The sequence below is a fragment of the Kitasatospora sp. NPDC048298 genome (genome assembly GCF_043201465.1).
Taxonomy (GTDB): domain Bacteria; phylum Actinomycetota; class Actinomycetes; order Streptomycetales; family Streptomycetaceae; genus Kitasatospora.
Map to the genome: position 1 here is coordinate 1 of NZ_JBICYZ010000028.1, position 20,040 is coordinate 20,040.

Here is a 20,040-nt window from a genome sequence, read left to right on the forward strand (position 1 = left end):
ATCGGGAGGGTGATGTTCTCCAGGGCGGTCAGCGTGGGGAGCAGGTTGAAGGCCTGGAAGATGAAGCCGATGTGGTCCCGGCGCAGCTGGGTGAGCTGCTTGTCCTTGAGGCCGACGAGCTCGGTGTCGCCGATGGTGGAGGAGCCGGAGGTGACGGTGTCCAGGCCGGCCATGCAGTGCATGAGGGTGGACTTGCCGGAGCCGGACGGGCCCATGATCGCGGTGAACTCCCCCTGGGGGAAGACGACGCTGACGTTGTCGAGGGCGACGACGCGGGTCTCCCCCTCCCCGTAGACCTTGTTCAGGTTGGTGGCTCGGGCGGCCGCCAGGCCGGTGTGGACGGCGGTTGCGGGGAACGTCACGGGGGCTCCTGGAACGGGTTAACGGAACTTTTGACTCCGTAACATCATCCCAAGCTGTTCGAATGCGATGCGTAATGCCGCGCGGTGGTCGGCCCCCGCCTACCCGGCGGGGTGGCGGGGGCCCGTCTCCTCCTCAGGTATGACCCGGACCCTGAGGGCCGAGGGCGCTCGGGGTCCGGACCGGCGCGGCCCGCCTACTCGACCGCCACGCCGAAGGCCGCCGCCAGGCCGGCCAGGCCGTTCGTCACCGCCCGCCCCGACGGGCTGAACTCCCAGCCGCCGGCGCCCCGGCGGAACGCCCCGAGCAGCATCGCGCTGTCCGGCACCCCGCCGGTCGGGCCCGCCCAGGCGTCCGGACCGCCCGCGCCCGGCCCGTACGCGGCGGCGAGGGCCAGCCCGTGCACGTAGCCGAGCGGCAGCGCGGGATGCTCCTCCTCCTCGGTGGACACGGCGACCACCACCTCCTCGACGACCGCCGGCAGCCGGTGCAGGTCCAGCGCCAGCCGGGCCGCCCGGGTCGGCTCGCCCGGCACCGAGCGGGTCGGATGCAGCCGGACGGCGCCGTCCGGATCCTGCGGGCTGTTGAAGAACACGAAGTGCTCGTCGCTCAGCACCCGGCCCCCGGCGCACAGGAAGGCGGTGACGTCCAGCTCCACCGCGTCCCCGCCGGCCGTCCGGCTCTGCCAGCTCACCGTGAGCGCGGTCTCGACGGCCCCCTCGGGCTCGCGGCCGGCGTCGACGGTCGTGGCGGCGATGGCGGCGCCACCGAGCCGGCCGCGCAGGCCCTGCTCGGCGAGCAGCGCCACCAGCTCCGGGCCGCTCACCAGGGTCAGCGGCTTGCCCTCGATGTAGCTGTACGAGCCGCGGCCGAAGCCCGCGGTGGTGACCAGGATGCCCTTGTTCGCGCCGTGGTGGCGGACGGTGGACTCCAGGTCGCGCACCGCCGTCGGCGGGACGGTCTTCTTGTAGCGCTTGGCCTGGATCACGATCTTGCCGCCGGTCACCGGGGTCAGGTCCTCGGCCACCACGTCCACCCCGACGTCGCCGCTGCGGGCCGTGGTCATCACCTTGAAGCCGCGCAGCCGGAACAGCTCGGCGATCAGGTCCTCGAACTCCAGCGGGTCCATCTCGAACAGGTCCGGCTCGTCCTCGCCGCCGTGCCCCGCCAGGCTCCCGCCGACCGACTCCGGCCGGCGGTCCGGCCGAACCTCGTCCAGCCGCTCCGGGCGCGCCGACAGCCGGCCGCCCAGGCCCTGGAAGCACTCCACCGGGGCCACCCGGTCCAGCGCCAGGCCCGCGAAGCCGGCCCGGGTGGCGGTCAGGGTGGAGAGGAAACGCTCCGCCTCCCGGCCGGTCGCCGGGTCGATGCCCAGGACGAAACCGTTCACCACCACCGAGTCCAGCAGGCCGTCCCGGTCCGCCCGGAACAGCTCCGCCGCCACCCGCAGCGCCGACTGCGCCAGCACCTCCCGGTACAGCGCCTTGCGCTCCGTCGCCGGGCGGGCCACCTCGGCCTCGCGGTCGTCCGACTTCACGTACCGCACCCGGCCGGCGGCCGGCACCACGTCCGGCCCGGGCAGCTCCCAGTCCACCACCAGCTGGCGGCCCCCGGCGTCGAACGCCGCCACCAGCCGGTGCGGGAAGCCCTCCGGCCAGGCCGCCGAGGCGTACAGGCCGGCCGTGAAGTACTCCTGCACCGCCTCCGGCTCACCCGCCCGCAGCCGGCGCAGCAACTCCTCGGTCCGGGCGGCCAGTTCCTCCTGCTGCCGGCGGGACTGCTCGACCCAGGCCAGGTACTCCCGGTGGTACGCGGCCAGCCGGTGCTGCCGGTCGGTCTCCCGGGCCTGCGCGGCGTACCAGTCCTGCTCGAACCTGGTCCTGGCCTGGGCCACGTACTGCTCGTACTGCTGCCGCACACCGCGGTTGCGGGCCTGGACCGGGTCCGGCGGCGGCACGAAGTAGTGGGGCGAGGACTGGTCCGGCATCGGCACCGGCTCGCCCAGCGGCCCCGGGTCGAAGGCCGGCACCGCCCGCGGCGCCAGCACGGCCTGCGGGCCGAACGCCGGCGCGGCCAGGCCGGCGGCCAGCAGCCCCCTCAACTCCTCGACCCGGGCGTCCAGTTCCGCCGTCCGCCGGGCCACCTCCGCCTCCCGCGACTGCTGGTAGGCGCGTTGCGCCTCGCGCTCGTCGCGGGCCGCCGCCCGCTGCGTCTCGCGCTGCTCCCGCTCCCGGCGGCGCTGCTCCGCCGCCTCGGCGCGCCACCGGGCCTCCTCCCGGCGCTGCTGCTGTCGCTGCGCCTCCGCCCAGATCGCCAGCACCCCGCTGCTCCGCCGCCCCGACACCGTCCGTCCACCCCATTCGCCTCGCGCCCGGTCCGGCCGCTGCGGCGCCGCCTCCCGGCCACGCCGCCGACCGCGCCCGCAACAATAGAGCGTGAACGCCCCGCCGGGCCAAGCGCCCTTGACCAGCGGGCCTTTCCGGCGGGCGGGAGTGCGCGCGGGCCGTGGACCGGACGCTCCCGGCGGAGTCCCGCCGTGTCGGTGGCACCGGGTAGTCTCGACGGTCACCGACGGCAAGGAGCAACGTGACGATTCCCCCGCAGCACCCGGAGCACCGGGCCCGCCCCGAAGGCTGGGTCTCCACCGGCCTGAGCTGGCGGGACGGCCGTGCCGTGCTCGGGGCCGCGCGCGGCGGCCAGGTGCACGAGCGCGCCGTGGCGCCCGGGGCGGAGGTGGGCTGGCTGCTGGGCGGCCCGCGCCGCTGTGTCGGGGCCTGGCTGGCCGGGGCGACGGAGCGCACGCCCTGCCCGCACCACGCGCTGATCGATCCGGACGGCGGCGCCACGCAGTGCCCGGCCTGCCAGAGCGTGGACCGCGGCCTCGCCCTCGCCCGGGACCAGATCCTCGACGACGGCCGCACCTACCTGCTCTACCTCGCCTGGTTCGGCGAGGGCCTGCTCAAGGTCGGCCTGACCGCCGAGCAGCGAGGCGACAGCCGACTGCTCGAACAGGGCGCCCTGGCCTACGCGTTCACCGCCCGCGGCGCCCTGCCGTCGATCCGGCGCGCCGAACTCACCGTCGCCGCCTCGGGCCTGGCCCGCGAACGGTTCAAGTCCCGGCTCAAGACCGAGCACTGGTGGTCGCACGGCGACGCCCCGCACCGCCGCACGGTGCTCACCGAGGCCCGCGCCCAGGCGCACCGGCTGCTGGACGGCCACGCCCTGGAGCTGCTCGCCGACCGCCCGGTGGTCGACCACGTCGAGCGCTACGGCCTGGTCGGCGGCGCCCCGGAGGCGTACCGGGAGATCGCCGCTCTGGCCGACGGCGCGGTCGTCGCGGGCCGGCTGCGGCCGCCGGTGGGCCGGCACCTCTTCCTCGACCAGGCGGACGGCTCCGGCCCGCTGCTGCTGGACACCCGGCTGCTCACCGGCTGGACGCTCGGCCCCGTCACCGGCCGCGGCTCCGCCGGCCTGACCCTCCACGAGCGCCTGCGCCCGCCGGAGCCGGACACCCAGGAGGCGCTCTTCTGAGCGTGCTCGCGTCTGAGAGCGCTCGCGGAACCGCCCCGACCAGCGCGGTTGCGTAATAAAACCGCAAGGACCTAATCTCGGCCTTGCGGTTTTAATTTGCTACCACTTTGGAGCGGATCCAAGCCATGATCGCTGCCGATGAGACCTTCGACGGCACCTTCCCGTACCGGCCGCACTTCAGTACGGCGCCCGGCTTCCCCATGCACTACGTGGACGAGGGCGTGGGCCCCGTGGTGCTCTGCCTGCACGGTGAACCCACCTGGGGCTACCTCTTCCGGGACCTGATCCGCCGGCTGGCCCCGACCCACCGGGTGGTCGTCCCCGACCACATGGGCTTCGGCAAGAGCGCCACCCCGGCCGACCGCAGCTACTGGCTGCAGGACCACGTCGACAACCTGGAGGCGCTGGTCCTGGACCTCGGCCTGCGCGAGATCACCCTGGTCGGGCACGACTTCGGCGGGCCGGTCGGCATGGGCCTGGCCGCCCGCCACCCCGGGCTGATCTCCCGGGTGGTGAGCGTCAACGGCCCCACGCCGCTCGGCCAGCCCGGCCTCGGTGCGGCGCTCGCCGCCAACGCGGCCGAGTCCCCGTGGTTCGGCTGGATCGCCCGGGCGCACGCCGACGGCAGCCTGGGCACCGTCCTCGGCGAACTCGGCCACACCATCCTCGGCATCCTGCTGCTCAACGGCTTCCGGGAGAACGCCCCGACCGGCGACCCCCGGCCGGCCGTCTACGGCGCGGCCTTCCCCTCCCGGGCGGAGGCCGCGGGGGCGATCGGCTGGGCGGAGGGCTTCGCGACCGGGGCCCACACCTTCGAGGCCCCGAGCGCGGCGGTCCGCGCGGAGCTCGCCGCCCTGCCCGCGCTCGCCCTGTGGGGCGCGGACGACCGGACGCTCGCCGCCCGGCACTTCCTGCCGCTGTTCGCGGAGGCGTTCCCCCTCGGGCGGGCCGTCGAACTGCCCGGCGTCGGCCACTACAGCCCCGAGGACGCCCCGGAGGTCGTCGGCGAGCTGGTGCGGCGCTTCCTCGCCGAAACCGCCGCCGCCTGAGGCCGCCTGACGTCGCCTGACGTCGCCTGACGCCGGCGCCCGGTGCTGCCGGACGCCGGACGGACGGTCAGCCGTTGATCAGGGCGAGGAGCTGGTTCGCCAGGCCCAGCGCCGGCGCCGCGGCCTCGCCGAGGCTCTGGGCCAGGCCGGCCAGCAGCAGGAGGGTGTTGCGCCGGCGGCCCGGCTCCTCGGCGGCGGGGCTGTTCAGCACCGGCAGGGCCTCGGCGAGGCTCTGCCGGTCCGCCTCGCGGAGCCGGCCGTCGCGGGCCAGCTCGGTGACGGCGTCGGCGAGCCGGGAGAACAGCGCCATGACGTTCGGCGGCAGCGCCTGGTCGCCGACCGGCCCGTTGTTGTGCTGGATGCCGACGACGTTGGTTCCACCGTGGATGTTGACCTGGTCCCCGACGTGGACGTGCGAGCCGTTGCCGTTGTCGCTCACTTGCTGACTCCCGTGATGCCGTGGCCGCCGTAGATGTTGACGCTGTCGCCGGACTGGTAGTGCCGCCGGTCGATGTTGATGGTGTTGACGAACTGCTGGAACTCGATCTGCGGGTTCTCGATCGCTTGCGTGATGGTGGCCTGCAGCTGCTGCGCGGGCCCGGGTGACTCCCAGGCCAGCAGCGCGGTCGGCGTCCCTGCCGTGTCGACGGACAGCGCGTACAGGCGCGGCTGGACCAGCCGGGGCAGGGTGACGGTGAAGAAGTACACCACCACGATGATCACCGCCACCACCACGAACGGGCCCGCGTCGAAGCCGCTGGACCCGCCGTACGAGCGGTTGTTGTTGTCCAGGGAGGCGAGCAGGCTGACGATCAGCGTGGCCACGGTCATGACCCCGATCACCCGGAGGAGCCGCATGACCGCGCCCGTCTTCTCCGGCACCAGGACGGTGGTGCTGACCCGGGCGATCATCGCGAGCGGGTACGCCGCGGCGCCGACCCAGAGGATGCGCCTGGTCACGGCCACCCGGGTGACGGACTTCGAGGTGGAGACCGGCGGCGGTACCGTGGGCGCGGCCGGCGGCGGAGGTGCCGACGGCGGAAGTGGGCCGAGTGGGGTGAAGCCGGTCTGGCCGACTTGGCTCGGTTCGGGTGGATCGGTCGGCTGCATGGACGATTCCCCCAAGGCTCGTCATGTGCGGGACGACCATTAACCTGCACGCTCCGTGGCGGCACAAGTCATTTGTCACAAGCGGCACATGACGGACCGTCGACGAATGCGCCCGGCCTGCTGGAAGCCGCCCGTCAGCCCAGCTTGCCGCGCACCACGCCGGGGCCGGACCGGGCCCGGCGGGACAGCGGCGGCCGGGACGGGCGGACGTCGAAGCGGGCCGGCTGCTCGGCCGGCTCGGCGGCCCGCCCGGCCAGGACGGCCCGCGCGGCCGCCAGTGCGACCCGGGCGAGCAGCGGGTCCTCCCGGACGCCGGCCGCGCGCTTGGCGCTCTGGCAGTCGGCGCACCAGACCGGCGAGGCCGGCCCGTCCGGGTACACCATCTCCTCGGGCGGCAGGTAGTGCCCACCGCACTCGACGCACTCGAAGATGAACCTCATCCGACGATCACCGTCCCGGATCCGTGGCACCGACCGCAGGGCGACCAGAAGGTGTGGACGCTGGGCACCATGCTTCCTTCCTCGTCCAGTTCGACCGTTGCCTCGGTCTTCTGGGTCCCCCCGGACCCGCCGCAACCGGAACAGGACTGAACCTCGGGCATATGCCGTCCTTCCTTGGCGGAGGACTACCGTAGCGCGATTCCCCGCCGGGAAGCACAGTGCCGACGGTCCGCCACCCGTACGGGTAACGCCCGGCCCGGCGGGACGGGCCCCGGGAACAGGCGTCGGCCCCCCGCGACGAGCACCGAACGCGAGGGGCCGACCGTATCGGGGGAGCCGTCAGCCGCGGGCGGCCCGCAGGAACTCCCGGTTCATCGCCGCGATGCTGGGCAGCGGGATGCCCTTGGGGCAGGCGGTGGCGCACTCACCGGTGTTGGTGCAGCCGCCGAAGCCCTCGGCGTCCATGGCCGAGACCATGTTCCGCGCCCGGGCGGCCCGCTCCGGGGCGCCCTGCGGCAGCACGTTGAGGTGCACCACCTTGGCGGAGGTGAAGAGCATCGCCGAGCCGTTCGGGCAGGCCGCCACGCAGGCGCCGCAGCCGATGCACTCGGCGTGCTCGAAGGCCGTGTCGGCGACCTCCTTGGGGACGGGCGTGGCGTGCGCCTCGGGCGCGCTGCCGGTGGGGGCGGTGATGTACCCGCCGGAGCCGATGATCCGGTCGAAGGCCGAGCGGTCCACGACCAGGTCCTTGACCACCGGGAAGGCCGCCGCCCGCCACGGTTCGACGTCGATGGTGTCGCCGTCCTGGAAGTGCCGCATGTGCAGCTGGCAGGTGGTGGTGCGCTCGGGGCCGTGCGCCTGGCCGTTGATGACCATGCCGCAGGCGCCGCAGATGCCCTCGCGGCAGTCGTGGTCGAAGGCGACGGGCTGGTCGCCGCGGGTGATCAGCTCCTCGTTGAGGGTGTCCAGCATCTCCAGGAAGGACATGTCCGGGCTGATCCCGCTGACCTGGTAGGTGGTCATCGAGCCGGGTGCGTCCGGGCCCGCCTGGCGCCAGATGCGCAGGGTGAGGTTCATGCGTAGCTCCGCTGGGTGGGGTGGACGTGCTCGAAGTCGAGGTCCTCGCGGTGGAGGACGGGTGCCTCGCCGGTGCCGGTGAACTCCCAGGCGGCGGCGTAGGAGAACTCCTCGTCGCGGCGGGCGGCCTCGCCGTCGGGGGTCTGGCTCTCGGTGCGGAAGTGGCCGCCGCAGGACTCGGCTCGGTGCAGCGCGTCCAGGCACATCAGCTCGGCCAGCTCGAAGTAGTCGACCAGCCGGTTGGCCTTCTCCAGCGACTGGTTGAGCTCCTGCCCGGTGCCGGGCACCTTGATCCGGCGCCAGAACTCCTCGCGCAGCCGCGGGATCCGCTCCAGCGCCCGCCGCAGCCCGGCCTCGTCGCGGGCCATCCCGCACTCGTCCCAGAGCAGTTCGCCGAGTTCGCGGTGGAAGGAGTCCGGGGTACGGTCGCCGTCCACCGCGAGGATCAGGTTGAGCCGGTCCTCGACCTCGGCCTCCACCTCGGCGAGCACCGGGTGGTCGGCGGGCACGGCCGGCAGCGGGTGGCGGGCCAGGTAGTCGTTGATGGTGGGCGGCAGCACGAAGTAGCCGTCGGCCAGGCCCTGCATCAGGGCGCTGGCCCCGAGCCGGTTGGCGCCGTGGTCGGAGAAGTTGGCCTCCCCGATGGCGAACAGGCCCGGCACGGTGGTCTGCAGGTCGTAGTCGACCCAGAGGCCGCCCATCGTGTAGTGGATCGCCGGGTAGATCCGCATCGGCACCCGGTACGGGTCCTCGGCGGTGATCCGCTCGTACATCTCGAAGAGGTTGCCGTACCTGGCCTCGACGGCCTCCCGGCCCATCCGGCGGATCGCGTCGGCGAAGTCCAGGTAGACGCCCTGGCCGCCGGGGCCCACGCCGCGGCCCTCGTCGCAGACGTTCTTGGCGGCCCGGGAGGCGATGTCGCGCGGCACCAGGTTGCCGAAGGAGGGGTAGATCCGCTCCAGGTAGTAGTCCCGCTCCTCCTCCGGGATCTGCCCGGGCGGCCGGTCGTCGCCCTTCGCCTTGGGCACCCAGATCCGGCCGTCGTTGCGCAGCGACTCGCTCATCAGGGTGAGCTTGGACTGGTGGTCGCCCGAGCGCGGGATGCAGGTCGGGTGGATCTGGGTGAAGCACGGGTTGGCGAAGTACGCGCCGCGCCGGTGTGCCCGCCAGATCGCGGTGGCGTTGGAGTTCTTGGCGTTGGTGGAGAGGTAGAAGACGTTGCCGTAGCCGCCGCTGGCGAGCACCACGGCGTCCGCGGTGTGGGAGCGGATCTCGCCGGTGACGAGGTCGCGGGCGACGATGCCGCGGGCCCGGCCGTCGACCACCAGGAGGTCGAGCATCTCGGTGCGCGGGTGCAGCTCCACGTTCCCGGCGGCGATCTGCCGGGAGAGCGCCTGGTAGGCGCCGAGCAGCAGCTGCTGGCCGGTCTGGCCGCGGGCGTAGAAGGTGCGGGAGACCTGGACGCCGCCGAAGGAGCGGGTGTCCAGCAGGCCGCCGTACTCGCGGGCGAAGGGCACGCCCTGGGCCACGCACTGGTCGATGATCTCCACCGACACCTGGGCCAGCCGGTGCACGTTGGACTCGCGGGCGCGGAAGTCGCCGCCCTTGACGGTGTCGTAGAACAGCCGGCGGATCGAGTCGCCGTCGTTGCGGTAGTTCTTGGCCGCGTTGATGCCGCCCTGGGCGGCGATCGAGTGGGCCCGCCTGGGGGAGTCCTGGAAGCAGAACTGGACGACGTGGTAGCCCTGTTCGGCCAGGGTGGCTCCGGCCGCGCCGCCGGCCAGGCCGGTGCCGACCACGATCACGGTGTGCTTGCGCCGGTTGGCCGGGTTGACCAGCTTGGCGTCGAACCGCCGCTGGTCCCAGCGCTGTTCGATCGGCCCGGCGGGGGCCTTCGTGTCGGCGAGCGGCTCGCCGAGGGTGTACTCCGGGTAACTCATTTCACGACTCCGGTCATCACGGCCACGGGAACGGACAGGAAACCGGCCGTCAGCACCAGCGCCAGGCCGTTCGCGATCAGCTTGAGCGCCCGGTCGCGGCGGGCGTTGTTGGCACCGAGGGTCTGCACGGCGCTCCAGAACCCGTGCCGGATGTGCAGGCCGACGGCCAGCATCGCGACGACGTAGAACACGTCCACGTACCAGCGGCCGAAGGAGGCCACGATGTTCTGGTACGTCTGGCCGTGATCGGTACCCGGGTTCACGGTCAGGGTGGTGAGGTCGAGGATGTGCCAGACGATGAACAGCGCCAGGATCACCCCGCCCCAGCGCATGGTCCTCGTGGCGTAGCTCGCCCGGCGGCGCTGGTGCACGTACTTGCTCGGGCGGGCCGCGAGGTCGCGGCGGCTGAGCTGGTACGCGCAGACGCCGTGCAGCACCACGGCGGCGAGCAGGCCCGCCCGGGCCAGCCACAGGAACCACTCGTGGCCGAGGAAGGGCTGCCCGATGGTGCGCAGCCAGGCCGCGTAGCCGTTGATGTCGTCCGGGCCGAAGAACACCTTGAGGTTCCCCAGCATGTGCGCGACCAGGTACAGCAGCATCGCCAGTCCGGTGACGGCCATGACCGCCTTCTTGCCGACGGTCGACCGCCACAGGGTCGCCAGGGTGGACGGATGCCGGGCCGTCCGAGTCGCGGTTGTCATGGCTGCAACGGTAGGGACGGCGCTTCGGTGCGTCCAAGACATGATGCGGCTCGTGACGATAGGCATGGGCTATCGAAGCGGCCTATCCTGGCCCTGTGCAGCTCCAGCAACTCCGCTACTTCCTGGCCGTCGCCGAGACCCGGCACTTCACCCGGGCCGCCGAGGCGGCGCATGTCGCCCAGCCGTCACTCTCGCAACAGATCCGTTCGCTGGAGCGGGAGTTGGGGGCCGAGCTGTTCCACCGCACCCGGGGCAACATCGCGCTGACGGACGCCGGGGACGCCCTGCTGCCGCTGGCCAGGCGCATCCTCGCGGACACCGAGAGTGCCCGGCTGGCCGTGCAGGAGACGGTGCAGCTGCGCCGGGGCCGGGTCCGGCTGGGCGCGCCGCCGAGCCTGTGCACCAGCCTGGTGCCGGACGTGCTGAGGCTCTTCCGGGACCGCTACCCGGGGGTGACGCTGGTGGTGCGCGAGGGCGGCTCGCGGGACCTGGTCGGCTGGCTGGCGGCGGGGGAGCTGGACCTCGCGCTGATCATCACCCGGCCGAGCGGGGAGCAGGAGCCCGCACTGGCGGTCACCGAACTGCTGCACGAGGAGCTGGTGCTGGTCGCGGCCGAGCGGCGGGCCCGCGGGAAGGTCCGGGTGACGGAGCTGAGGGGCCGGCCGCTGGTGATGTTCCGGGAGGGCTACGACGTCCGCGAGGCGACCCTGGCGGCCTGCCGGGCGGCCGGGTTCGAGCCGGAGTTCGCGGTGGAGGGCGGCGAGATGGACGCGGTACTGGGCTTCGTCCGGGCCGGGATCGGGCCCGCCGTCGTCCCGGGGATGGTGGCCGCCCGCTCGGGCCTCGCGGTGACGGCGTTCGCCGGGCCGGGCCTGGGCCGCACCATCGCCGTGGCGCACGGCCACGAGGTGCCGCCGACCCGCGCGGCCGAGGCGCTGCGGGAGACCTTCCTGGCGCACCTGCGGGACGCCGCCAGGGACGGCGAACTGCCCCCGGGCACGCGGCTGTTGCTGTGACGGAGGCCCGGGGTGCGGGCCTCCGTCAGGGGCGGCCTCAGGCCGGCAGCACGGCCTCGATCGCGGCGGTCAGCTCCGCCGACTCCGGCTCCACGGGCGGGCGCAGCCGCGCCACCACGGTGCCGTCCGGGGAGATCAGGAACTTCTCGAAGTTCCAGGAGACATCCCCGGCCTGGCCCTCGGCGTCGGCGACCGCGGTCAGCCTGGCGTAGAGCGGGTGCCGCTCCTCCCCGTTGACGTCGATCTTCTCGAACAGCGGGAAGGTCACGCCGTAGGTGGTGGAGCAGAAGGCCTGGATCTCCTCGGCGCTGCCCGGCTCCTGCCCGGCGAACTGGTTGCAGGGGAAGCCCAGCACGGTGAACCCGCGCCCGGCGTAGCGCTTCTGGAGGTTCTCCAGGCCGGTGTACTGCGGGGTCAGGCCGCACCGGGAGGCGACGTTGACGATCAGCAGCGCCTTGCCCTTGTGGTCGGCCAGCGAGGTGGCCGCGCCGTCGAGGGTGCGCAGCGGGATGTCGTGCAGGCTCACGGGGGTGGTCCTTTCGGAGGGTCGTCGGGCCGGGCCTCTTCCGGGGTCACGGTAGCGGCCCGCGACCTGATCAACCGCGGTCGGCGTGCCGGTGTTCCGGGCGTGCGGGGGCGTGGGAGCGGACGAGCCGTTCCGCACGCCCCCGGGCGCCGGGCGCGCGACCGCCCGGAGTGCGCGCGTTCGAAGGGGGTTCAGCGCGCCAGGGGCTTGATCGCCGTCGGGGCGTGCTCCGGGAGGGTGGCCGGCTCCTCGAACTCGTGGACCTCGTCGATGTCGGTGGCGGCCATCGGGATGTCGGTGACCCGCTCCAGGATCGCCTCGACCACGACCGGGACGCGGAACTCGGCGGCCAGTTTCCCGGCCTCCCGGAAGGCGGGCAGCAGGCCCTCCGGCTCGGTGACCCGGATCGCCTTGCAGCCCAGGCCCTCGACGACCTTGACGTGGTCCACGCCGTAGCCGGCCGGCTCCGGCGCGTTGACGTTCTCGAACTCCAGACTGACCTGGAAGTCGATGCCGAAGGCCCGCTGCGCCTGGCGGATCAGCCCCAGGTAGGAGTTGTTCAGCAGCACGTGGACGTACGGGATGCGGTGCTGGGCGCCGACCGCCAACTCCTCGATCATGAACTGGAAGTCGTAGTCGCCGGAGAGCGCGACGACCTGCCCGTCGGGGTCGGCGGTGGCGACGCCCAGTGCGGCCGGTACGGTCCAGCCGAGCGGCCCGGCCTGGCCGCAGTTGATCCAGTGGCGAGGCCGGTGGACGTGCAGCAGCTGGGCGCCGGCGATCTGGGACAGGCCGATGGCGGTGACGTAGCGGGTCTCCGGGCCGAACGCCTGGTTCATCTCCTCGTACACGCGCTGCGGCTTGAGCGGCACGTCGTCGAAGTGGGTGCGCCGCTGGAGCCGGGCCCTGCGCTCCTGGGCGGAGGCGGCCCAGGAGCTGCGGTCCCTGAGGGTGCCGGCGTCCCGCAGCTCGCGCGCCACCTCGACGAACAGTTCCAGCGCGGCCCCGGCGTCGGAGGCGATCCCGAGGTCGGGGGCGAAGATCCGGCCGAGCTGGGTGGGCTCGACGTCGACGTGGACGAAGGTGCGGCCCGCGGTGTAGACGTCCAGGCCGCCGGTGTGGCGGTTGGCCCAGCGGTTGCCGATCCCGAGGACGAAGTCGGAGGCGAGGAAGGTCTCGTTGCCGTAGCGGTGGGAGGTCTGCAGGCCGACCATGCCGGCGTTCAGCTCGTGGTCGTCCGGGACGGTGCCCCAGCCCATCAGGGTCGGGACCACCGGGACGCCGGTGAGCTCGGCGAACTCCAGCAGCAGCCCGGCGGCGTCGGCGTTGACGACGCCGCCGCCGGCGACGATCAGCGGGCGCTCGGAGCGCTGGAGGAGGGCGACGGCCTTCTCGATCTGGGTGCGGTTGGCGGCCGGCCGGTAGACCGGCAGCGGCTGGTAGGCCTCCGGGTCGAAGTCGATCTCGGTCAGCTGGACGTCGACCGGCAGGTCGATCAGGACCGGGCCGGGGCGGCCGGAGCGCATCAGGTGGAAGGCCTGCTGGAACACGCCGGGGACCTGGGCGGCCTCCAGCACGGTGGTGGCGGCCTTGGTGACGGGCCGGGCGACGGAGGCGATGTCGACGGCCTGGAAGTCCTCCTTGTGCAGCCGGGCGACGGGCGCCTGGCCGGTGATGCAGAGGATCGGGACGGAGTCGGCGATCGCCGAGTACAGGCCGGTGATCATGTCGGTGCCGGCCGGGCCGGAGGTGCCGACGCAGACCCCGATGTTGCCGGCCCTGGCGCGGGTGTAGCCCTCGGCCATGTGGGAGGCGCCCTCGACGTGCCGGGCCAGCGTGTGTCCGATCCTGCCGGAGGCCTCGAGCGCGGCGTAGAACGGGTTGATGGCCGCGCCGGGCACACCGAACACGGCCCTGACGCCTTCGAGTTCGAGGATCTCCACGGCCGCGCGGGCGGCTGTCATACGGGGCATCGGATCTCTCCTGGGTCGGCCCGTAGTGGCTCGGAGGGCTCATCTCTCAAATTCCACCATACGGAAGAATGATTTCTGTATGTGGAAGCAAAGTAGGGCGGGGCCCGGCGGGGCGTCAAGGGGACTTCGACAGGACGTGGCAGCGTCGGACGGCTGCCCCGAGGGCGGGGATTCGTACGCCAGCACGGTGGTCGCGCAGGTGTACCCGAGGAACCGGACGCTCCGCGCCGGAAAGCGCAGCCGGTGTGCAGCGGTGGTGAAGAGGCGGTGCCGCCGGTGGGCCCGCCCCGCCGTGCTGGGTACCGTCGGTGGCACGCCGGGCCCGTGACGTCCAACTGAGGCCGCGGCAAGGGGGTTTGGGAGCGCCGCGGAGCGGGGGAACTCCGCCGGCGGCCCCGTCCAGGACCAGCGTGCCCGGTCCGCCGCACCCGAGCGAGGGACGCACCCCCTGGCCGCACCGACCCGACACCCGCCGCCGCGCTCTGGTCCCGCCCGGACCCGCGGCCGTACCGCTGTCGCCGCCCTCCGCGGTGCCCTTCCCCGCCATCCTGCTCCCCGCCCTTGCCACGGCGCGCCCGCTGCGTCGGGTGCGCGGAAGGAACACCCCCATGTGCTGCTGCACCCCTGCCCGGTCCCTGGCGGTGACCGGGTGAACCCGCCGCCCCACCGGAGCGACAGCCCGCCGGGCCGCCTCCGCAAGCACGGCCCGCCGGGCCGGCCCCGCACCCCGGCCGCCCTGCTGCGCGCCGTCCCCTGGCGCCATGACCTGCCCGCCTCGCTGGTGGTGTTCCTGGTCGCCCTCCCGCTCTGCGTCGGCGTGGCCGTCGCCTCCGGCGTCCCGGCCGAACTCGGGCTGGTCACCGGGATCGTCGGCGGCCTGGTGGCCGGTCTGCTGCCCGGCAGCAGCCTCCAGGTCAGCGGGCCCGCGGCCGGGCTGACCGTCCTGGTCGCCGACGCCGTCCAGCGCTTCGGCACCGGCGCGCTCGGCCTCCTGGTCCTCGGCACCGGCCTGCTCCAACTGGCGATGGGCGCCCTGCGGCTCGGCCGCTGGTTCCGCGCGATGTCCGCCTCGGTGGTGCACGGCATGCTGGCCGGCATCGGACTGACCCTGGTGTTCGGCCAGCTGTACGCGCTCGCCGACCGCCGCGCCCCCGCCACCGGGCCGGAGAAGATCGCCGGACTGCCCGCGCTGCTGGGCGACGTGCTGACCGCCACGGCCAACCCCTGCGCCGTCGCCCTGGGCCTCGGCACCCTGCTGGTCCTGGTCGGCTGGAAGTACCTGCCGGAACGCGCCGCCCGCGCCGTCCCCGCCCCGCTGGCCGCCGTCGGGCTGGCCGCCGCCGTCACCGCGGCCGCCGACCTGCCCGTGGCCCGGATCCGGGTGGCCGGACTGCTCGACGTGGTGCACCTGCCCGACCGCGACGCGCTGACCGCCCTGGCGGGCACCGCCGGGCTCGGCACGATCGTCGCCTTCACTCTGATCGCCTCCGCCGAGACGCTGTTCAGCGCCGCCGCCGTCGACCGGATGCACCACGGCCCGCGCACCGACTACGACCGCGAACTCACCGCCCAGGGCGTCGGCAACGCCGTCTGCGGGCTGCTCGGCGCGCTGCCGATGACCGCGGTGATCGTGCGCAGCGCGACCAACGTCCAGGCCGGCGCCCGGAGCAAGGCCTCCCGGGTGCTGCACGGCGGCTGGCTGCTGCTGTTCACCACGCTGCTGCCCGGCGCGCTCGGGCTCGTCCCGCTCACCGCGCTGGCCGCCGTCCTGGTGCACGCCGGTGCCAAGCTGGTGCCGCTGCGCCGGATCGTCGCGCTCTGCCGCGGCCACCTGGGCGAGGCGCTGGTGCTGGTGGTGACGGCGGCCGCGATCATCGTCACCGACCTGTTCGACGGGGTGCTGATCGGCGTCGGCCTGGCGGTGGCCAAGTCCGCCTGGCAGACCTCCCACCTGCAGATCACGGTGGAGGAGCAGGAGGGGGCGACCGGACAGCCGGTGCACCGGGTGCGGCTGAGCGGCAACGCCACCTTCCTGCGACTGCCCCGGCTGCTGGACACCCTGGAACGGCTGCCGGGGGACCGGCCGGTGGAGCTGGACTGGTCCGGGCTGCGCCACCTGGACCACGCCTGCACGGTGGCCCTGGTCTCCTGGGCGGCCCAGCACCGCGCCCGCTCCAGCGCGCCGCTGGCGGTCGAACCGCCGCTGCCTTCGGTGGCCTGACGTCTAGCCTGGTCGCGGGGCCCGGGCCCCCCCCCGCCCCCCCCCCGGGCCGCGGCCAAGCCAGGAGGGGCCAGGCCGGGTGCGCGCGGCTTTGGTGTGCCCGCGCGGGGGCGGGCGGCCGGGGCGGCCCGCCCGGGGGCGGCCCCCCCCCCCCCCCCCCCCCCCCCCCCCCCCCCCCCCCCCCCCCCCCCCCGACCCGGTGCCGTCGACATGCAAGGAGCGCAGAGCCGTGATCGCAGCCTTTTCGGTGACCCCGCTGGGGATCGGCGAGGACGTGGGGGAGGCGGTGGCCGCCGCCGTCCGGGTGGTCCGGGAGAGCGGACTCCCGAACCGCACGGACGCGATGTTCACCAGCATCGAGGGGGAGTGGGAGGAGGTGATGCCGGTGATCAAGGCGGCGATCGAGGCGGTGAAGGTCCACAGCAACCGGGTCAGCACGGTCATCAAGATCGACGACCGGGCCGGGGTCACCGACGGCCTCACCGCCAAGGTCGCCTCGGTGGAGCGCCACCTGGCCGCGGGCGACCCGTCGGACCGGTGACGTCGGACGGGCGGTCAGGCCGGCGTCAGCGGTCAGACCGTTGACGCCGGCCGGGCCGCCGGTTCGGCCGACGCGGCCGGGGTTCGGCGGGTGAGCAGGCGGTCCAGGGCGTACGGGCCGGAGCCGAGCACCGCGATGGCCAGGAAGGCCCAGCAGAACATCACCGCGAGCTCGCCCCCGTTCTGCAGGGGCACCAGGGCGTGCTCCTGGTGGACGGTGAAGTAGGCGTACGCCATCGAGCCGGAGCAGAGCAGGGCGGCCACCCTGGTGCCGGCGCCGAGCAGCACCAGGGCGCCGCCGACCAGCTGGATCAGCGCGGCCCACCAGCCGGGCCACTGGCCGAGCGGGATGGTGCCGCCGCCGCCCTTGGCGCCGCCGAGCACGCCGAACAGCGAGGACGCGCCGCGGCAGATGAACAGCAGGCCGACGACGATCCGGAACGCCGTCAGCACGACGGGTCTGGCGGCGTCGACGGCCTGCCGGGTGTGGGTGGGACGGTGTGCGGGCATGCGAAGCGCCTCCTGTGGGGGGAGGAGGTGGATGGGATCGGTAGGGTAGCTATGGTCTAGTCCACTTGGCAATGCTCCGTCAGAGATCAGGTATGGACCAATAGTTGGCCTTTCTTGACCGATCGATCCGGAAAGGGCTACCGTTCCCGGCATGGCGCGAACGAAGGAATTCGACCCGGACGCGGCGCTGCAGGCGGCCCTGGAGCTGTTCTGGCAGCGCGGCTACGAGGCGACCTCGATGGCCGATCTGGTCGAACGGCTCGGCATCGCCCGGGCCAGCGTCTACGCGACCTTCGGCAGCAAGCGCGAGCTGTACCTGCGGGCGCTGGAGCGCTACTGCGAGCAGAGCGACTCGGCGCGGATGCTCGAACTCTCCCAGCCCGGCCCGGCGCTGCCCGCCGTCAGGGCACTGGTCCGCCAGTACGCCGAGGTGGGCGAGGGGGAGGGCCGGCGCGGCTGCTTCGTCACCAACACGGCGGTCGAGCTGGCCCCGCACGACCCCGACGCGTCCCGCCGGGTGGAGGCGAGCCTGGACCGCCTGGAGACGCTGCTCACCGCGGCCCTGGTGCGGGCCGAGGCGCAGGGCGAACTGCCCGCCGGGCGGGAGCCCCGGGCGCTCGCCCGGATGCTGGTGGTGCTGCTCCAGGGCATCCGGGTGGTGGGCAAGACCGCCGAGGGCGGGGCCCGGGCGCGGGCCGCCGCCGAGCAGGCGCTGGCGCTGCTGGACTGACGGCCGGCCGGTGCGGGCCGGCGTCTTCTGCTGTGCTCATTCTGAACCGAATGGTCTATATAGGGGGGAGGGTTTTACATGGCCGCCATCACTACCGGCCGGTACGGCTTCGCGCTGCTCGGCGTCGTCCAGGCGGTACTGATCTTCACCATCACGATCCTGACCGTGCCACTGCCGCTGGTGGCGCGGGAGTTCGGGCTCGGCCCGTCCGGAGTGCTGCTGCTCAGCGCCGCCTACGGGCTCTCCTTCAGCTCCCTGTTGCTGCTCGGCGGAAGACTGGCGGACCGGCACGGCGGGCGTCCGGTGCTCCGCGCGGGCCTGGCACTGCTCGCCGCCGCCTCGATCGCCTGCGCCCTCGCGCCCGGTTACCCCGTCCTGCTGGCGAGCCGCTTCGTGCAGGGCGCGGGCGCCGCCCTCGCCGCCCCGGCCGCCGTCGCGGTGGTCCGGGTGCTGCATCCCGAACCGGCCGCCTACCGCCGGGCGATGGCCACCTGGGGAGGCCTGTCGGTGCTCGGCGCCACCGCCGGCAGCGTGGTCTCGGGCGCGGTCGCCGCCGCCGTCTCCTGGCGCTGGCTGTTCGCGGTGCCCGTACTCGTCGCCCTGGCCGGCCTCGCCCGCTCCGCCGCCCTGCCCGCCGCCGCCCCCGCCGGCACCCGCCCCGCACTGGACCTGCGTGGGGCGGCCCTCGCCACCGCCGGTGTCTGTGCGGCGAGTTACGCCCTGGTCGGCTCCACCGAGCACGGCTGGCACAGCCCCGGGACGTACGGCCCGCTGGCCGCCGGGCTCGCCCTGCTGATCGCCTTCGCCGCCGCCGAGCGCCGCACCGCCGACCCGCTGCTGCCGCCCGGCTTCCTCGCCGACCGGCGCCGCGCCACCGCACTCGCCGCCGTCATGGCCACCGCCGCCGGCACCGCGCTCACCTTCGTCCTGCTCTCGCTCTACCTCCAGCAGCTGCGCGGCTGGAGCGCCGCGGCCACCTCCGCCGCCTTCCTGCCGTACGCGGCGGTCCTGCTGCTCTCCGGCCGGCTGGCGGGCCCGCTGACCGTCCGGTACGGGCCGGTGGCGGTCACCGCCGGCGGCCTCGCCGTGGCGGCCGCCGGACTCGGCCTGCTGGCCGGGCTCGCCCCCGACAGCGGATACGCCCTCGGCCTGCTGCCCGGACTGCTCCTGTTGCCCGCCGGTGCCGCCGCGGCCTTCGCCGGTGCGGCCGTGCTCGCCACCGGCGGGGTGCCGCCCGAGCGCACCGGGCTGGCCGCGGGGGTGTTCAACACGGCCATGGAACTCGGCCCCACCGCCGGGTTGGCCGCCCTGATGGCGCTCGCCGCCACCCGCCCGAGCGTCGTCGGCGGCTACGCCGCGGCCTTCGCGGCGGCCGCGGTGGGGCTGGCGCTCACCGCCGTCGCGGTCGCCGCCCTGCCCCGGAGCACCAAGCCCAACGGGAGCACCGTCCCCGACCGGACCACCATGCCCAACGGGACCACCGTCCCCGACCCGACCACCATCCCCAGCGCAACCGAACACATTAACCACATCGAGGAGTTCACCCCATGACCACGCGTTTCGCCGACAAGTCCGTCCTGGTCACCGGCGCCGGCAGCGGCATCGGCCGGGCCATCGCGCTCGCCTTCGCCGAAGAGGGCGCCCGGGTGGCGGTCGCCGGCCGCACCGCCGGGCCGCTCACCGAGACCGTCGAGCTGATCGAGCGGGCCGGTGGCAAGGCGGTCGCGCTCACCGGCGACGTGACCATCGCCCAGGACGCCGCCCGGCTGGTCCGGGAGACCGTCGAGCTGTTCGGCGGCCTGGACGTCGCCGTCAACAACGCCGGAGTGTTCGGAGCGGCCGGCCCGGTCGCCGAGATCGACGAGGCCGAGTGGCAGCGGTTGATCGGCACCAATGTCACCGGCACCCTGCTCGCCATGCAGGCGCAGATCGCCCACCTGCGGGCCCACGGCGGCGGCGCGATCGTCAACGTCTCGTCCAACCTGGGCATCCACCGGCGGGTCGCGGGCGTCGGCGCCTACGCCGCCAGCAAGGCCGCGGTCACCGTGCTGACCCGGGCCGCCGCCCTCGACCACATCGCCGAGGGCGTGCGGATCAACACCGTCAGCCCCGGCGCGGTGGACACCCCGATGTCCTCCCGGCCGGGCGAGGACGCCGGGGCCAAGGCCGAGCGGATGAGGGCCGAGGTCCCGGTCGGCCGGGTCGGCGCGACTGAGGAGGTGGCCGCCGCGGTGCTGTACCTGGCCTCGCCGGAGGCGGGTTACACCGTCGGCAGCGACCTGGTGCTGGACGGCGGCTCCTCCGCCTGACCGGGCT

The 20,040-nt window shown here is 74.1% G+C and carries 19 protein-coding genes; 8 read left to right on the forward strand and 11 right to left on the reverse strand.

Going from position 1 to position 20,040, the window contains the following annotated elements:
• Positions 1-362 (reverse strand): ABC transporter ATP-binding protein (locus tag ACGF0D_RS21115; protein ID WP_392918358.1); only part of this gene is annotated, 362 nt, incomplete at its 3' end.
• Between the two features lie 194 nt (positions 363-556).
• A complete protein-coding gene (locus ACGF0D_RS21120; protein ID WP_392918361.1) occupies positions 557-2,680 on the reverse strand; it encodes a restriction endonuclease in 2,124 nt (707 codons plus the stop codon).
• Between the two features lie 266 nt (positions 2,681-2,946).
• On the opposite strand from ACGF0D_RS21120, the gene ACGF0D_RS21125 reads away from it, so the two are divergent.
• On the forward strand, positions 2,947-3,891 hold the full coding sequence (locus tag ACGF0D_RS21125) for a DUF2797 domain-containing protein (protein WP_392918363.1): 945 nt from the start codon (positions 2,947-2,949) through the stop codon (positions 3,889-3,891).
• A gap of 125 nt (positions 3,892-4,016) precedes the next feature.
• A complete protein-coding gene (locus ACGF0D_RS21130; RefSeq protein ID WP_392918366.1) occupies positions 4,017-4,940 on the forward strand; it encodes an alpha/beta fold hydrolase in 924 nt (307 codons plus the stop codon).
• A gap of 67 nt (positions 4,941-5,007) precedes the next feature.
• Here ACGF0D_RS21130 and ACGF0D_RS21135 read toward each other — a convergent pair whose 3' ends face one another.
• The 6 genes from ACGF0D_RS21135 to ACGF0D_RS21160 all read right to left on the reverse strand — a co-directional run bounded on the left by ACGF0D_RS21135 (position 5,008) and on the right by ACGF0D_RS21160 (position 10,208).
• Positions 5,008-5,379: a hypothetical protein gene (locus ACGF0D_RS21135; RefSeq protein WP_392918369.1), complete on the reverse strand. Its 372-nt coding sequence runs from the start codon at positions 5,377-5,379 to the stop codon at positions 5,008-5,010.
• Positions 5,376-5,900 carry a DUF6232 family protein gene (locus ACGF0D_RS21140; RefSeq protein ID WP_392918372.1) on the reverse strand — a complete coding sequence of 175 codons (525 nt, stop codon included), beginning with the start codon at positions 5,898-5,900 and terminating at the stop codon, positions 5,376-5,378. Before ACGF0D_RS21140 ends, ACGF0D_RS21135 begins: the two co-directional genes overlap by 4 nt.
• A gap of 284 nt (positions 5,901-6,184) precedes the next feature.
• Complete coding sequence (locus ACGF0D_RS21145) at positions 6,185-6,490, reverse strand: hypothetical protein (protein ID WP_392871607.1); 306 nt, start codon at positions 6,488-6,490, stop codon at positions 6,185-6,187.
• Between the two features lie 339 nt (positions 6,491-6,829).
• Positions 6,830-7,567, reverse strand: a complete 738-nt coding sequence (locus ACGF0D_RS21150) for a succinate dehydrogenase/fumarate reductase iron-sulfur subunit (RefSeq protein WP_392918375.1) — start codon at positions 7,565-7,567, stop codon at positions 6,830-6,832.
• Complete coding sequence (locus tag ACGF0D_RS21155) at positions 7,564-9,507, reverse strand: fumarate reductase/succinate dehydrogenase flavoprotein subunit (protein ID WP_392871612.1); 1,944 nt, start codon at positions 9,505-9,507, stop codon at positions 7,564-7,566. The genes ACGF0D_RS21150 and ACGF0D_RS21155 overlap by 4 nt, the downstream gene beginning before the upstream one ends.
• A complete protein-coding gene (locus tag ACGF0D_RS21160; protein ID WP_392871615.1) occupies positions 9,504-10,208 on the reverse strand; it encodes a succinate dehydrogenase cytochrome b subunit in 705 nt (234 codons plus the stop codon). Before ACGF0D_RS21160 ends, ACGF0D_RS21155 begins: the two co-directional genes overlap by 4 nt.
• Before the next feature lie 95 nt (positions 10,209-10,303).
• Here ACGF0D_RS21160 and ACGF0D_RS21165 point away from each other — a divergent pair, with 95 nt between their 5' ends.
• The gene (locus ACGF0D_RS21165) at positions 10,304-11,224 is read left to right on the forward strand and encodes a LysR family transcriptional regulator (protein ID WP_392871618.1); all 921 of its coding nucleotides are present in this window, start codon (positions 10,304-10,306) and stop codon (positions 11,222-11,224) included.
• Between the two features lie 37 nt (positions 11,225-11,261).
• Here the strand turns inward: ACGF0D_RS21165 and ACGF0D_RS21170 are convergent, their stop codons facing one another.
• Positions 11,262-11,750 (reverse strand): glutathione peroxidase, encoded by a 489-nt coding sequence (locus tag ACGF0D_RS21170; protein WP_392918377.1) that lies wholly within the window; start codon positions 11,748-11,750, stop codon positions 11,262-11,264.
• Positions 11,751-11,941: 191 nt separating this feature from the next.
• Positions 11,942-13,723, reverse strand: a complete 1,782-nt coding sequence (gene gcl, locus ACGF0D_RS21175) for a glyoxylate carboligase (protein ID WP_392918380.1) — start codon at positions 13,721-13,723, stop codon at positions 11,942-11,944.
• A 736-nt stretch (positions 13,724-14,459) separates the two neighbouring features.
• On the opposite strand from gcl, the gene ACGF0D_RS21180 reads away from it, so the two are divergent.
• Together ACGF0D_RS21180 and ACGF0D_RS21185 are read left to right on the forward strand one after the other, a co-directional pair.
• Entirely contained in the window at positions 14,460-15,944 is a 1,485-nt protein-coding gene (locus ACGF0D_RS21180; RefSeq protein ID WP_392918520.1) for a SulP family inorganic anion transporter, read from the forward strand.
• A gap of 229 nt (positions 15,945-16,173) precedes the next feature.
• Positions 16,174-16,485, forward strand: a complete 312-nt coding sequence (locus ACGF0D_RS21185; protein WP_392918381.1) for an MTH1187 family thiamine-binding protein — start codon at positions 16,174-16,176, stop codon at positions 16,483-16,485.
• A 32-nt stretch (positions 16,486-16,517) separates the two neighbouring features.
• Here ACGF0D_RS21185 and ACGF0D_RS21190 read toward each other — a convergent pair whose 3' ends face one another.
• A complete protein-coding gene (locus ACGF0D_RS21190; RefSeq protein ID WP_392918384.1) occupies positions 16,518-16,994 on the reverse strand; it encodes a DoxX family protein in 477 nt (158 codons plus the stop codon).
• A gap of 151 nt (positions 16,995-17,145) precedes the next feature.
• Between ACGF0D_RS21190 and ACGF0D_RS21195 the strand changes: the two genes are divergently transcribed.
• The 3 genes from ACGF0D_RS21195 (at position 17,146) to ACGF0D_RS21205 (ending at position 20,033) form a co-directional block, all read left to right on the forward strand.
• On the forward strand, positions 17,146-17,724 hold the full coding sequence (locus tag ACGF0D_RS21195) for a TetR/AcrR family transcriptional regulator (protein WP_392918386.1): 579 nt from the start codon (positions 17,146-17,148) through the stop codon (positions 17,722-17,724).
• A 78-nt stretch (positions 17,725-17,802) separates the two neighbouring features.
• A complete protein-coding gene (locus ACGF0D_RS21200; RefSeq protein ID WP_392918388.1) occupies positions 17,803-19,275 on the forward strand; it encodes an MFS transporter in 1,473 nt (490 codons plus the stop codon).
• Positions 19,272-20,033, forward strand: coding sequence for an SDR family NAD(P)-dependent oxidoreductase (locus tag ACGF0D_RS21205; protein WP_392883581.1), 762 nt, complete (start codon positions 19,272-19,274; stop codon positions 20,031-20,033). Before ACGF0D_RS21200 ends, ACGF0D_RS21205 begins: the two co-directional genes overlap by 4 nt.
• The last annotated feature ends 7 nt before the right edge of the window (positions 20,034-20,040 follow it).